Consider the following 15,013-nt stretch of genomic DNA (forward strand, 5'->3'; position numbering starts at 1 on the left):
CAGTTTTCATCCGTGATTCGGCTTATTTTTCAATGTTTTATCTCTTATATGTCCATGCTGACATATAGGAAAATTTAGGTGCCAGCATGGAAATCAAGGTTAATTATCTCGATAATCTTCGCCAAGAAGCGAAGTTCGATGATTTTACAGTCATTGCCGATCAACCGATTCGCTACAAAGGTGATGGCTCTGCACCCGGTCCATTTGACTACTTTTTAGCATCTTCTGCGCTTTGTGCGGCTTATTTTGTCAAAGTGTATTGTTTGGCACGTGACATTCCAACCGACAACATTCGCTTGTCTCAAAACAACATTGTTGACCCTGAAAACCGCTATAAACAAATCTTCAAAATTCAAGTTGAGCTCCCTGCAGACATTTCAGAAAAAGATCGCCAAGGTATTTTGCGCTCTATCGACCGTTGTACGGTTAAGAAAGTGATTCAAACAGGTCCTGAATTTATTATTGAAGAAGTAGAAAGCATTGATGCCGATGCACAAGCCCTACTTATTCCAAGTCTTGCTTCTGAAACCAGCACCATCATTGCGGGTAAAGACCTACCTTTAGAAGAAACCATTGCCAATATGTCGGGTATTTTGGCTAATCTAGGCATGAAAATTGAAATCGCTTCTTGGCGTAACATTGTGCCGAATGTGTGGTCTTTACATATTCGTGATGCTCAATCGCCAATGTGTTTTACCAATGGTAAAGGTTCAAGCAAAGAAAGTGCTTTGGCTTCTGCGCTGGGTGAGTTCATTGAACGTCTGAACTGTAACTTCTTCTATAACGACCAGTTCTGGGGTGAAGACATCGCCAATGCCGAGTTTGTGCATTATCCAGATGAAAAATGGTTCATGCCAGGTCCAAATGGTGAAATGCCAGAAGGCGTTCTGGATGAATATACACTTGAAATTTATGACCCTGAAGAAGAACTGTTAGGTACGCATTTATACGACACCAACTCAGGGAAAACTGAGCGCGGTATTTGCGCTTTACCTTTTGTTCGCCAGTCTGATGCTGAAGTGGTTTACTTCCCATCAAACTTGATTGAAAACTTGTACCTTAGTAACGGGATGAGTGCAGGAAACACCTTAGCTGAAGCACAAGTACAGTGCTTATCTGAAATTTTTGAGCGTGCGGTTAAACGTGAGATTTTGGAAGGTGAACTGACCCTGCCAGATGTACCGCAAGAGGTTTTAGCGAAATATCCTAGCATTTTAGCGGGCATTCAAGGTTTAGAAGAGCAAGGTTTCCCTGTACTGGTGAAGGATGCTTCTCTAGGCGGTCAATACCCTGTCATGTGTGTGACGTTAATGAACCCACGTACAGGTGGTGTATTCGCGTCTTTCGGTGCACACCCAAGCTTTGAAGTTGCGCTTGAGCGTAGCTTAACTGAGCTACTTCAGGGTCGTAGTTTTGAAGGTCTGAACGACTTACCTCGCCCAACATTTAGCTCAAATGCAGTCACCGAACCCAATAACTTTGTTGAGCACTTTATTGACTCAAGTGGTGTAGTGTCATGGCGCTTCTTTAGTGCCAAATCGGACTATGACTTTGTCGAGTGGGACTTTACCAATCAAAGCCAAAACTCAAATGCTGATGAAGCTGATGAGCTGTTCGGTATTTTGGAAAATATGGGCAAAGAAGTCTATATGGCCATTTACCAACATTTGGGTGCAACAGCCTGCCGTATCTTGGTCCCGGGTTACTCAGAAATTTACTTGGTTGAAGACTTGGTTTGGGACAACACCAACAAAGCACTACTTTACCGTGAAGACATCCTCAACTTACACCGTTTAGACGATGAACAACTCGAAGCGCTGGTTGAACGTTTAGAAGAATGTGAGCTAGACGACTATACTGAAATCAAGACGTTGATCGGGATTGAGTTTGATGACAATACCGAATGGGGTCAATTGACTCTGCTTGAACTTAAACTACTCATCTATCTTGCATTAGAGCAGTTTGAGGAAGCAAAAGACTTGGTTGAGGCATTCTTACAATACAACACCAATACCGTTGAACGTGGTCTGTTCTACCAATGCATGAATGTCGTGCTCGAAGTGATGTTAGATGACGACATGGAACTGGAAGAATATGAAGCCAACTTCCGTCGTATGTTCGGTGATGAACGTATGGATGCGGTAATAGGCACAGTTGAAGGCCGTATTCGTTTCTATGGTTTAACAGAAACCAGTATGAAACTTGAAGGTTTAGACCGTCACTTACGTTTAATCGACAGTTATAAAAAGTTACACGCTGCTCGTGCCAAAGCTGTTGGACTAAAACCTTAAAATAAAAAGAAACAACCCAAATACGTTTGGGTTGTTTCTCACTTCACTATCACTATGTATTAAAGAAAATTAATCTAAAATATTTAAAATCGCCTCTACAGGGTTTTCACTATTGCCTGCAAGTAACTGTTTATGCATGGTAATGTTTTGCATGGCTTGAATTTGTGCTGTTTCAATATTCATTAATTTTTCAATTTCAGCTGCCAATTTCTCAGGTGTTGCATCTTTTTGAATTAATTCTTGTATCACTTTCTTACCCGCAATAATATTCGGCAATGAGTAATAAGGAATCTTAATCAAGAGTTTCACCACATGATAGGTGAGCCAGTTCAACTTATAGAAGGTCACCATTGGTCGGTGTAACAGCATAGCTTCTAAAGTTGCTGTACCTGAAGCCAAAGCTACAATATTAGCGGCATTCATAACTTGACGCCCAATCTTCGACTCGGTGCCTGAGTTTTCAAGCAAGTCTATTTGATCGACCAATGCTTTTGGATACTGAGTAAGCAAAGCTTCGATTTGTTGCTTACGTGCATCATTGATTGCTGGTATCACAAAGCGATAGTTTGGATATTTGGCGTAGAGCAATTTTGCAGCATCTAAAACCAGTGGACCGAGCTTTTCAATTTCACCACGTCGACTTCCCGGTAGTAAAGCAATATGTTTTTGACTCAGATCTAAACCCAGCTCTTCTTTGGCTTGTAAAATTGGGTTTTCCAAAGGCAATTGGCTGGCCAAGGGGTGTCCTACAAATGCAGCGGGAACATCCCATTTTTTATAAAATGCTTTTTCAAACGGGAACAAACACAATACCAAATCAATTGAGGCTTTGATGCCATGCACTCGTCCCTGACGCCATGCCCAAACGGAAGGACTAACGTACTGCACTGTTTTTATGGGCAGTTGTTTTTGCTTTAAACTTTTTGAAAGGCGCAGATTAAAGTCTGGCGCATCAATCCCAATAAACACATCGACAGGATGGGCAGTCCATTTCTCTACCAGTCCATCACGTACAGCAAAAAGTTTTTTAATGTCTTTAAGAACCTCAACCAGCCCCATGACCGACAAAATATCCATCGGATAAAAGCTGTTGAAACCCTCTGCAATCATTTGAGGGCCACCAATACCCTCAAATTCTGCATCAATTCCTTGCTCACGAAAACTGCGAATAAGTTTAGCACCTAAAGTATCACCCGATACTTCACCCACTACGATTCCAATTTTAAGTTTCCGATTTTGCAAAGCATTATTCCTTATTTTTCAACCCATACATCATAACATAGCCATTTTTAGATTGGCGCGACTATGTTGGCCCAATCTGGGAATAGCAAAGACTACGATAATGAAAGAAAATCTAAATACACTAAATACTGCGCTTCAAATCTATCAAACAAAATTTTTCGATTTATTTTTTCAATTGTGAAGAACTTGTAAACAATCTCAGCAAACAATAAACTTATCAATAATTATTCTCATTAGTATTAATCAATGTTGAACATCCAATCTCATGGCTTTAGGTTATCAATTATTAGCTTAGCTATTTTTAGTGCTCAATATAGCCTTGCACAAGATGCGCAAAATTTAGCAACGATTACTGTGCAAGCAAGTGATGAACAGGCAGAAGACAGTAAAGCCTATACCGTCAAAAATTCTTCTAGTGCAGCAAAATTAAACATTACTGTGAAAGAAACCCCACAAACTGTAAATGTAGTAACTCGTCAGCAAATGAATGACTTTGCACTCAATAGCACTCGTGAGGTTTTAAATAATACACCTGGAGTCACAGTTACGAACCAAGAAACGGAACGTTCAACGTATATGGCTCGTGGCTTTGAAATCTCAAATATATTAACAGATGGTGTTGGATTTCCATCGAGTAACTACAACTACAATAATACCAACCCAGACACATATTTTTATGATCGAGTAGAAGTCATTAAAGGTGCAGATGCTCTCACCAATGCCTTTGGTGACCCAAGCGCAACGATTGACTACATTCGTAAACGCCCTACCAAAGAGCTCCAAGCGAATGCTGGACTAAGTTACGGCTCGTGGAATACGCAACGATATGAAATGGATGTATCGGGTCCGCTCACTCAAGATGGGAGCATTCGAGGCCGTTTAATGGGTTATGAGCAAACTGGAGATTCATATATTGATCGTTATTCTTCAGAAAAAAATGGATTTTCTGGCATTCTTGAGGCTGACCTAACGGATAGTACTTTACTTACTGTTGGTTATAGTGAAGAAAAAAATAAACCCAATGCAAATAATTGGGGAGCACTGCCACTATTAGATTCAAGTGGCAATCAACTTTCATATGATCGTAATTACAACCCGAATCCTAATTGGGCATATTGGGATAATAAAAGTCAAAATGCATTTATAGAGCTAAAGCAAAAAGTTCACGAAAATTGGGTAGCAAAATTCAGTTATAACTACACGAATACTGAGCATAATAGCAAGTTGCTCTATTATTATGGCTATCCAAATCAGGATGGATCTGACGTATCACTCACTGCTTGGGGTGGTAAAGAAAGTCAAAAAAGACATTTTGCTGATTTAAATTTACAGGGGGAATATGCTTTGTTTGGCCGAGATCACGAGGCCACGATTGGATATAGCTATATTCAAAGTAAGCAATATGATCAACAAACAAATGGATATATTAATGATAACAACATTTCAGATGATTATTCACTGGGCTACTTACGCCAATTAACGACAAATTGGGCAAGTTGGACTCCTCAATCTGTAACTTGGTCTGATTTCAGTGAAGCTGCAAATTATACTCAGAAAATTAACTCTTTATATGCCGCAACTCGGTTACATCTCAGTGATGACTTAAAGTTATTATTAGGTGCCAATTATGTACAAGCAAAAAATGATGGAACTAGTTATGGTTCATCTGTTGCTTATGATGAAAGTAAAGTTTCGCCATATGCTGGCATCACGTATAATTTTACTCCTGAATATACAGGGTACTTAAGCTATACCTCTATTTTCCGCCCACAAACTGGTGCAGAAGTTGATAAAGCGCTTAAACCTGTTGAAGGTGAAAGCTATGAGATGGGAGTTAAGAGTTCATGGCTAGATGAGAAACTCACTGGTACATTTGCTGTATTCAGAACCGAGCAAAGTAACTATCCTTTACGTAGCTCAGATGGCAATCCACTAACACGGAAAGTGGAAACAAGTGATTTACGTTCCCAAGGCATTGAAGTGGGCTTAGCAGGCCAACTCACCGACCACCTGAATATATCTTTTGGCTATGCTCAATTTACCCTAAAGGATCTAAAAAACGGTGGAGATGCTCGAACTTATAATCCGAACCAAACCATCAATCTTTTGACGACATATAACATTCCTACTTTACCAAAACTAAAAGTTGGTGCGGCACTACAATGGCAAGATTCGACGAAATTATATGATTCATCAGTAGACAGTACGATCACTCAAGATGCTTATGCATTAGTCAATTTAATGGCGAGTTATGATTTGAATAAGCATATTTCCCTTCAAGCTAATGCAAATAACGTTACAAATGAAAAATACTTATACAGCTTTCCTGATGGTCAAGCATTTTATGGCGCACCAGCCAATTATAGTGTTGCTGTGAAATTTAAATATTGATTCAATTGCGCCTTGGTTTCAGCTTTTAAAGCCTAGAGACTAAGGTGCTATTATCTGAGTAAAATGTTTAGTCATGAATCAAGTTCTATACCCTGTATCCGTCTTGTATCGGTTTTTAGTTGCATTTGGCTTAGGCTATTTATGCACGTTCATTTTATCTGAACTACTGACTCTCAGTTTTTACCCGCTTTTAGATAAAGCAGAATCCATTTTTCTCGCTGCTTTTTTGTCGCTGATTTTTTTTATCTGTTTTGTTATTTTGAGTTTTTGTGTTCAATCCTTAAAAAAGTTAAGTCTTGTGACCTTTTCACTGGGTTTATGCTTTTTTCTCATGCTGAAGTTCGTAGGTTAAACCATGCAAAAATCCGTTCGCCAATCAATGGCATGGCTGCACTCTTGGCTTGGTCTGACATTTGGTTGGCTATTGTTTGCAATTTTTTTAACTGGTACTGCGACCTATTATCGTCATGAAATAAATCTGTGGATGCAGCCGCAATTTGCCACCATGCAAGTCAAACAAGACACCGCGATACAGTCAGCATATCAATACTTACAACAAAATGCCGCAGATGCACAAAGTTGGTATATAGGTCTGGCAAGTACAAGTTCACCAGTCAATAAAATTTACTGGCAAAAAGCCGACGGTGGTTATGAAAGTAAGACTTTAGATGCAACTACTGCAAAAGAAGTCAGCCTATCTGCAACTCAAGGTGGTGAATTTTTCTATGGCTTCCACTACCAGCTGTACGGTGTGCCCTATTTTATCGGCAGGCTTCTAGTTACTATCGCAGCGTTTTTAATGATGATTATCCTCATTTCAGGCATCATTACGCATAAAAAAATATTCACGGAATTCTTTACCTTAAGGGCATTTAAAGGACAACGTTCGTATTTGGATTTTCATAATGTCACTTCTGTGATTGCTTTGCCTTTTTTTCTCACTATTACATTTACAGGTTTAGCCATTTTCTTTTATCTCATTCTGCCGAATGGTATGAAAAAACTCTACCCTGAACAACCCTTTCAATATTTCGATGAAATACGAAACATTAGCATCGCATCAGATATAAAACCAACACCAGCAACTATGCAAACCATAGGCTACTTTATACAGCAGTATGAACAGCGCTGGGGTAAAACTGAAATTGATAATATCACGGTCAAACATCCTAATACGGACATGGCTCAAGTGAACTTTGTTGCGTCAACTGACTCAACCATCACACGTAGTCCTGACCAACTCAGTTTCAATGCTGAAACTGTTGCACTACTTGGTGATACACGCAATAATAGTGCGATTGCGACACTCAATAATGGTGTTTATGGCTTACATATGGCACACTTTGCGCAGCCACTATTACGTTTAGCATTCTTCTTTTCAGGGCTTTTAGGTTGCGCCATGATTGCTTCAGGACTTTTGTTATGGAGCTTAAAACGTCAATTACAAAATAAGAAACAAAGCTTCCACTTTGGACATTATTTGGTAAATCGTCTCAATACCGCAGCTATTATTGGCTTGCCAATTGCCATGCTGAGCTATTTGTTCACAAATCGTTTACTTCAGTTAGAAGCAGGTCAACCCAACTATGAGATTTACGCCTTTTTTGGCACTTGGTTACTCAGTTTATTCATCGCACTGCTTACTCCACAGCAACACCTTTGGAAAACTCAATTAAAGGGATTCATTTTACTTGCTGTGTCTTTGCCTATTTTCAATCTTTACTATTTAATCAGCCATCAATATGTACATAACTTAAATGAATATTGGTTGTTTTTTCGCGTTGATCTTATGATCATCACCCTTGCGATATTGGCTATTTTCTTACATCAAAAAATCCAGCCGATTCAACAAAAAGCAGTTCAAAAAATTCAGAAAAAATATGCCAATACTGCTACTCAGGAGACCCATTCATGATCTATATCATTACTGGGATCCTTATTGCATTATCCTGCTATATCCTTTTTCTGGTGAGTGAAAAGCAACGGCCTAAAACTCACAAATCACGTTGGTCGAAATGTGCAGAACATTATCAAATCTGTCGCTATTTTGCTTTTGCTGTATTGGCTGTAGCATTAACTTTATTGATTCAATACACGGGTCGCGGTGTAGGAAGTGTTAGTTTCTTTATATTTGCAAGCCCTATCCTTTTTATCCTGATTCTGCGCATCAATGACTTAAAGCCCAAGAAAACAACCAAATCTAGCTAAGCATTTATTTTAAACTCGCACACTTCTTATTTAGATCATGACCTAAATAAAAAGCTGTGCGATTCAATATAAACAAAAAAACTCAACAGAATTTTATAGACTGATCAAAATCATTTAAGTTGAAGCACCCTGCTTTTTTGGTTATAACATGTTTAATAATCAGCACTTTATACAACTTTCCACAGGGTAAAACATTGCGTTCAATTTTAAATTGGTCACAACAAGAAATCATCACTCCTCTTCGACAGTTATGGATTTGGTCGAAACATCATTTTGGCTGGACACTTCTGATTTCGGTCTTTTTAAACCTGATTGTCTTTATTTGTTTCCCGAGCAGTTGGATTCCTACACAGATTCAAAGCAAGATCTTTGATGAAATCACGATTGAAGTCAGTAAAGGAAGGATGAGTACGTTGAAATTTAAACAACAGCATCATTTATGGGTCGCAAACTGCGCATTGATGGTAAAACCGGTTCAGGCACTATGTGACCAATCGGTACATCGTCACCAATTTACGGTAAGGCAGGTCGAAATTTATTATTTGGAACGTGTTTTTTGGAACCTAAAAAATTCCAAAAAAGAGGTCTTTATTCATCAGCTCACTGTAGCTGATCCACGTCAGCAGCACTTCGATATGGCCTATACATCAACATTCGCAGACTTTGAAAAATGGAAACGTCACATCACCCGTCACATCTATGTTGTACGTGGGATGATCGCTCTCAATTTTTTATGGCTATTTACTCTTATATTGTTTAAATCACAAACCGCTTCTTAGCAAACATAATTCCTTGCTATATCTTTTTTTAGAATAAGTAAATCAACAATCAAGACAACGGCTTATATTAAAACGTCATAAGATATGCACGTTTTTGATATTTGGCATATAACAATGTTTGGTCCAATTGAATTTATTCTCGCAGGTGTTTTAGTCGGTTTTTGTGTGGGAATTACAGGTGTCGGTGGTGGCTCTCTGATGACCCCTATCCTGATAAGTCTTTTTAGAATCGAACCTCACATTGCGATTGGTACAGACTTACTTTATGCCGCAATCTCTAAGTTCTGCGGTTCATTTGTGCATGCCAAAAAGTTAAATATTGTCTGGCCAATTGTACTTTGGCTTGCAATCGGTAGTATTCCTGCTTCTTTTGCAACACATTGGGTACTCGACAACTATTTAAGCCAATCTACACATTATAAAGCTGTACTGACCATGGTCTTAGGCTTTATGTTAACCATTACAGGTTTGTCGATTGTTTTTCGTAATCAAATTGAAAAATTTTTCAATAAATTACGCAAAGATGAACTCCCAGACATGACTGAAGACTTAGAAAAAGTCCAGCTTCAAACCAGCAAGAAACGCAAATACATTGTCATAATGGGTGTGGTTCTTGGTGTCTTCGTAACACTATCTTCAGTTGGCGCTGGTGCGTTTGGCATTATGGCTTTGGTCATTATGTTTCCAAACTTACCAATGATTCGTATTATTGGTTCTGACGTAGTACATGCTGTCCTCCTTACTTTTGTAGCAGGTTTGGGTCATATGACTTCAGGCAATGTCGACTTTCACCTCCTGATGTGGTTATTGGTGGGTTCGATTCCTGCAATTATTGTCGGAACACTGATTAGCTCGCGTCTTCCTGAAAAAATCATTCGCAAAGTCCTTGGCATCACACTCTTTGCTCTAGGGGTGAACTTTATGTTGAATCCCGTTAAAGCAAAACCAGTTAAACCTGCAGAAACTGCGCAAGTCGTTCAAATTTCTACACATCAGAATGCCTCAGTTTAGGCATTCTGATTTAAAATAACTCCAAGATTCATCACTTTTTTTTCAAAGATTCATTCGACTTTTTTATAACCTTTTCTCAGCTAAACCGTGTTATATTCAGCTCATAAAGCAACTTAATACGATCGAACCAGTGACGGCAATGAATACTCTACAGTCAAACTCTATTACCCAAAACGATATCGATGACGTGAACTTACAAAGCATTCATCCGCTTGTAACACCTGCGGAATTAAAAACTGAATTGCCTCTCACTGAGTCTGCATATCAAACTGTACTTCACGGTCGTGAAACAATACGCAATATTTTAGATGGTAAAGATAAACGCATTTTTATGGTTATTGGCCCATGCTCTATTCATGACCCAATTGCTGCACACGAATATGCAGATCGTTTAAAAGCGTTAAGTGAGAAAATTAAAGACACCATTTATATCGTTATGCGTGTTTATTTTGAAAAACCACGTACCACTGTGGGTTGGAAAGGTCTCATTAATGACCCAGACATGAATGACTCATTTAACATTGAAAAAGGGTTACGAATTGGTCGTAAGCTTCTGGTTGAGTTAAATGAAAAAGGTTTACCGTGTGCAACTGAGGCACTTGATCCAAACTCACCACAGTACTATCAAGACTTAATCTCTTGGTCAGCAATTGGTGCACGTACCACTGAAAGCCAAACACACCGTGAAATGTCTTCAGGTTTATCTTCACCTGTAGGTTTCAAAAATGGTACAGACGGTGGTTTAACTGTTGCAACGAATGCAATGCAGTCTGTTAAACATGGACACCACTTCTTAGGCCTAAACAACCAAGGACAAGTTTCTGTAATTCGTACTTCAGGTAACCCATACGCACACGTAGTGCTTCGTGGCGGTAACGGCAAGCCAAACTACGACGCAGGTTCCGTAGCAGATGCTGAAGCAGCATTGGCTAAAGCTAAAGTCAGTACGAAAATCATGATTGACACCAGTCATGCAAACTCAAACAAAGACCCATTCCTCCAACCGCTTGTTCTGAAAAATATTACAGAACAAATCATTGATGGTAATAAGTCTATTATTGGCATTATGGTTGAAAGTCACCTTAAAGGTGGACGTCAAGAAATTCCTGAAAACTTATGCGACCTCGAATATGGTAAGTCTGTAACCGATGGTTGTATTGACTGGGATACCACAGAAAAGGTATTACTAGAGATGCACGAAGCACTTAAAGACGTTTTACCAAACCGATAAGTTTAAAAAACGCCATCTTCGGATGGCGTTTTTCATTCTATGATTAAGAAAAAATTATGAACGCTATTGAAACTCACTTAAGCCAAACCCTGAATTTTCAATTCATCCACGAGCATTTACTGACTTCTGGACAACCAACTGCAGAACAGTTAAAGCAAATTAAAGAGTATGGTGTAAATACTGTGATCAATCTTGCGCTCAGTAATGCCAGTAATCATTTGCCCAGTGAAGATCAAATTTGCTTAGATTTAGGGCTGAACTATATACATGTACCTATTTCGTCGGACATGCCTTCTGATGATCAATGTTTATTGATCTTAGATATGATTGATCATTTAGTTCAAGAACAAACCATTTGGGTACACTGTTCGAAGAACTACAGCGTCAGCAGTTTAATGTATTTATATCGTCAGTATTATATGAATATGGATATGCCGACAGCCCATGAGGCCATGCATCAAATTTGGGAACCCAATGACACATGGACAGGTTTAGCACATGCTGTTGCTTTACAACTTCAAGGCCGTAAAGCAACACAAGAGTTAAAACTTGCGATGATCAACCCTGATCATTTTGCATGAGAAATCAACACTGTTGCAGTAGATAAAATACCTTCTTGACGACCCGTGAAACCGAGTTTCTCTGTGGTCGTTGCTTTGATACTAATCTGCGTAACTTCGACATCAAGAACGTCTGCAATACTTTGACGCATTGCCAGATTATGCGGCGCTAACTTCGGACGTTCACATGCTACGGTAATATCAGCATTATTTAATTGATAGCCACGGTCTAAAATAAGTTGATAGACATGTTTAAGCAATACACGACTGTCTGCTCCCTTAAAACGAGGGTCTGTATCTGGAAAGTGTTGACCAATATCCCCCAAAGCCAACGCACCCAATAATGCATCTGTTAAAGCATGCAAAACAACATCACCATCTGAATGTGCTTTCAAACCGTGTGTATGTGGAATCTGAATCCCAGCCAACGTGACAAACTCACCCTCTTCAAAAGCATGTACATCAAGCCCCTGTCCTATTCGAATATGTGCAACCATGCTCAGTTTCCTTTAAGAAATAAATGATTGAAATCTTGTATTCACGCTTTCTCTTTCGCTATAGTTACAAGCAGCGCAACATAGTGAAAGTATAAGCGATCATGCTGTTGAAAACCGACATAAAACTTATGAAAAAATTTAGTATTTTAGTGTGTCTAAGTTGTCTTTGTACCAGCTTTAGTTATGCTCAAGTCATTGACTGTGACGCTCCTTCATCGTCTGGTCTTAAAAAGATCTGTGGTGATCAATTCAAAGACATTCGGCACAAATTAGACACGCAATCAATGACTGCTTTTTTAATCAGTGATGCCCCACAGCGTTTATTAGTCGATACCCAGCAGCTATGGTTGAACCGTCTACAACAATGTAAATCCTTAGATTGCTATCAACAGCAGATGGATTTTCGAATTGATGATCTGAATTTCTATACTTCACTTAATCAAAGTTTGACCCAACACTATTTAAAGTTTGAACATGGGACGATTGCTAAGCAACCTGTGCATCTGCAAGTTCATCAACTGTCTAAAGATAAAATTAAGATTGAAGGTATCGCTTACCGTAATCCTAATAATCGTATAGAGACTCAAACCATTTCATTTTTGGCCTACACTACACCAGATCAGAAACAAAACATCACGGACAATGAAAACAACTGCCATTATCAGTTCAACTTTCAAAAAGCCATTCTTTCTGTAAAAAGTGAAAACAAAGCATGTAATCGTTTTGTTGGTGTGTATCGTGTTTATGACTAGGCTGCCAAATAGATCAACCTAATGAACATCAGGAGGTTAAAAACGTGCAAATATTAGTACAATGCTGCAACCTCCTAGAACAGAAAAAATTGACCATCGCCTTTATCGAAAGTGCCAGTTCTGGTTATTTGTCCAGTCAGTTTTCGATTTATAAACATAGCGGAGCTGACATTTTACTCGGTGGACTGGTCAGTTACGATCCCAGTATCAAATGTGAAATTCTAAAAATAGATCCAGCACTGATTCAGCAATATACAGCAGAGTCGATTGAAGTCACTGAAGCTATGGCTATTCACGGTCATCAACTTTTTTTTCATGCCGATATCATTGTCTCATGTACAGGGTTATTGAAACCTGGAGGAAGTGCGACGCCTGACAAGCCAGAAGGCACTTTTTACACGGCTATTTATTATCAAAATACATTAAGTAGCTACCAGTATTTGCTGCTAGGAACTGCGCTCGAGCGACTTGATCAACTTACGAAAAACGTAGCCCAAATGGTCATTGAACGTATCCAAAATACTTAAAGCATTATACTCAAGTTAACTTTTCTACATTTTGTGACCACTAAAGTGAAACATCATCAGTAAAAAATATGAGGTGCCTCATGATGATAAGAATAATCCATCCACTACTTTTCAGTACCTTATTTTTTTCAAGCCACAGTTTTGCAACTGTAGGTGGACCACAAAATATTGAAGTTTTAGGACTCGACCAAACTGATCAGAAAATTTATGTGATGCGACATTATTTAGATGGTCGGGGTCGTTTGCCACAATTGTATTATTATCAACTCAACAGCAAAACCCCCTCCAAACTGATTGAAGTAAAATCTTTATATATCAATCCAAAAACTCAAAAAATTGACTATGATCAAGACAGTCAAAAGTTTGACCGTGACATTGCAAAAATTAAAAAACGACTCAAAGCTTTAACGCCGATTCCGCCCAAGCAGGTTAAAATTCAAGTCATCAATAAAAAGACTTCAAAAGAACCCTCTTGGTATGACCCTACACTCTCCATCCCGAAGTTTAGCTATCAATATCAAGTGAAATACATCAATTTGAAAAGTCCCATACACAAGGCGGTGGACTATAAAAATGGGCTGCGCATTTCGCAAACTTATAAAGTTCCTCATCAACAAAAAGCACTGGTGACAGTTCAATATCTCGGGATTCCTTTTGAAACAGGTTATAACATTGAGGACCCTGTACTTCTCACCCGCTAAAAAAATAAGCTCTAAAATTATGAAAGTAGAGCCTTTTGGCTGAGTGCATTAGATTTTGGCCAAAGCCCCCTATATCCTTTCTATTGTTAGTTATTGCGGGTCAGAGCCTATATAATCTGCATTTGCACAGAATTAGGATGTCTATACTTAGTTCCACTTGATGTATTGACCGAAACAATTTAGTAGCACCACTTGCTAGATGCATAAATTAATTCAACAACATTGAAAAATTCATCATTTTCTAAATTTCTTACGTATTAATATTCAAATCTTCTAATTGTTGGGATACTGTACAACCAAGTATGAAAAAGCTTGTTTTTTTAAAAAATCTTCGCTAGTATTCATTTCGCTTGAACTTGTTGATATATAACAAATTCAAGATATTAGGGCCTATAGCTCAGTTGGTTAGAGCAGATGTAAAGCCCTAAAGCTTTACAACTTTATAGTTAAAGTATTTATTTCAACTACTTATGTAGTTGTAAATTAACAACTCTAAGTTGTTAATTTATAACAAGGTACTTTAATTGATATTAGACATTGTACATGTTAAAATATCATTATAAATCAAGGGCCTATAGCTCAGCGGTGAGAGCAGCGGACTCATAATTCTATAATCTAATAAAAACAATACAATCTGACGCAATACCACGCAATACAAATTCTATCAAACCCCTTATATACAGTGCTTTATACAATACTTTGCAATATTCCCCAATCTATAGCAACACCCCACAATAGTTCTACAGTCTACTATGAGTCTACTTCGGAGTAGACCTGAGTAGACTCATACAACCATGCAAAGTACTTAGCTGATCGTAGAAAA

Annotated in this window: 13 protein-coding genes; 11 read left to right on the forward strand and 2 right to left on the reverse strand. The window is 38.5% G+C overall.

Annotated features, from left to right (window positions below; all coding sequences use genetic code 11):
• The first annotated feature begins 86 nt into the window (after positions 1 to 86).
• Positions 87 to 2,291 carry an OsmC domain/YcaO domain-containing protein gene (locus ACE01U_RS08840; protein ID WP_395579236.1) on the forward strand — a complete coding sequence of 735 codons (2,205 nt, stop codon included), beginning with the start codon at positions 87 to 89 and terminating at the stop codon, positions 2,289 to 2,291.
• 69 nt (positions 2,292 to 2,360) lie between these two features.
• Here ACE01U_RS08840 and lpxB read toward each other — a convergent pair whose 3' ends face one another.
• The gene (lpxB, locus tag ACE01U_RS08845) at positions 2,361 to 3,533 is read right to left on the reverse strand and encodes a lipid-A-disaccharide synthase (RefSeq protein WP_395579237.1); all 1,173 of its coding nucleotides are present in this window, start codon (positions 3,531 to 3,533) and stop codon (positions 2,361 to 2,363) included.
• Between the two features lie 246 nt (positions 3,534 to 3,779).
• On the opposite strand from lpxB, the gene ACE01U_RS08850 reads away from it, so the two are divergent.
• From ACE01U_RS08850 to ACE01U_RS08880, 7 genes are all read left to right on the forward strand, one after another.
• Entirely contained in the window at positions 3,780 to 5,924 is a 2,145-nt protein-coding gene (locus ACE01U_RS08850; RefSeq protein ID WP_395579238.1) for a TonB-dependent siderophore receptor, read from the forward strand.
• Between the two features lie 355 nt (positions 5,925 to 6,279).
• A complete protein-coding gene (locus ACE01U_RS08855; RefSeq protein ID WP_395579239.1) occupies positions 6,280 to 7,839 on the forward strand; it encodes a PepSY-associated TM helix domain-containing protein in 1,560 nt (519 codons plus the stop codon).
• On the forward strand, positions 7,836 to 8,132 hold the full coding sequence (locus ACE01U_RS08860) for a hypothetical protein (RefSeq protein ID WP_395579240.1): 297 nt from the start codon (positions 7,836 to 7,838) through the stop codon (positions 8,130 to 8,132). Before ACE01U_RS08855 ends, ACE01U_RS08860 begins: the two co-directional genes overlap by 4 nt.
• 194 nt (positions 8,133 to 8,326) lie before the next feature.
• Positions 8,327 to 8,911: a hypothetical protein gene (locus tag ACE01U_RS08865; RefSeq protein ID WP_119063901.1), complete on the forward strand. Its 585-nt coding sequence runs from the start codon at positions 8,327 to 8,329 to the stop codon at positions 8,909 to 8,911.
• A 114-nt stretch (positions 8,912 to 9,025) separates the two neighbouring features.
• Positions 9,026 to 9,922: a sulfite exporter TauE/SafE family protein gene (locus ACE01U_RS08870; RefSeq protein ID WP_086209251.1), complete on the forward strand. Its 897-nt coding sequence runs from the start codon at positions 9,026 to 9,028 to the stop codon at positions 9,920 to 9,922.
• A 139-nt stretch (positions 9,923 to 10,061) separates the two neighbouring features.
• The gene (locus ACE01U_RS08875; RefSeq protein ID WP_110974899.1) at positions 10,062 to 11,153 is read left to right on the forward strand and encodes a 3-deoxy-7-phosphoheptulonate synthase; all 1,092 of its coding nucleotides are present in this window, start codon (positions 10,062 to 10,064) and stop codon (positions 11,151 to 11,153) included.
• A gap of 56 nt (positions 11,154 to 11,209) precedes the next feature.
• Positions 11,210 to 11,734: a protein tyrosine phosphatase family protein gene (locus tag ACE01U_RS08880; RefSeq protein ID WP_086209253.1), complete on the forward strand. Its 525-nt coding sequence runs from the start codon at positions 11,210 to 11,212 to the stop codon at positions 11,732 to 11,734.
• Here the strand turns inward: ACE01U_RS08880 and ispF are convergent.
• Positions 11,722 to 12,210, reverse strand: a complete 489-nt coding sequence (ispF, locus tag ACE01U_RS08885; RefSeq protein ID WP_151706588.1) for a 2-C-methyl-D-erythritol 2,4-cyclodiphosphate synthase — start codon at positions 12,208 to 12,210, stop codon at positions 11,722 to 11,724. The two genes, ACE01U_RS08880 and ispF, sit on opposite strands and share 13 nt — an antisense overlap.
• 101 nt (positions 12,211 to 12,311) lie before the next feature.
• Here ispF and ACE01U_RS08890 point away from each other — a divergent pair, with 101 nt between their 5' ends.
• The 3 genes from ACE01U_RS08890 (at position 12,312) to ACE01U_RS08900 (ending at position 14,190) form a co-directional block, all read left to right on the forward strand.
• The gene (locus tag ACE01U_RS08890) at positions 12,312 to 12,962 is read left to right on the forward strand and encodes an A1S_1983 family putative colistin resistance protein (RefSeq protein ID WP_162900276.1); all 651 of its coding nucleotides are present in this window, start codon (positions 12,312 to 12,314) and stop codon (positions 12,960 to 12,962) included.
• Positions 12,963 to 13,006: 44 nt separating this feature from the next.
• Entirely contained in the window at positions 13,007 to 13,489 is a 483-nt protein-coding gene (locus ACE01U_RS08895; RefSeq protein ID WP_395579241.1) for a CinA family protein, read from the forward strand.
• A gap of 80 nt (positions 13,490 to 13,569) precedes the next feature.
• Positions 13,570 to 14,190 carry an aminotransferase gene (locus ACE01U_RS08900; RefSeq protein WP_395579242.1) on the forward strand — a complete coding sequence of 207 codons (621 nt, stop codon included), beginning with the start codon at positions 13,570 to 13,572 and terminating at the stop codon, positions 14,188 to 14,190.
• Positions 14,191 to 15,013 lie beyond the last annotated feature (823 nt).

Source organism: Acinetobacter halobius (assembly GCF_044130335.1).
In the GTDB taxonomy this organism is placed as follows: domain Bacteria; phylum Pseudomonadota; class Gammaproteobacteria; order Pseudomonadales; family Moraxellaceae; genus Acinetobacter.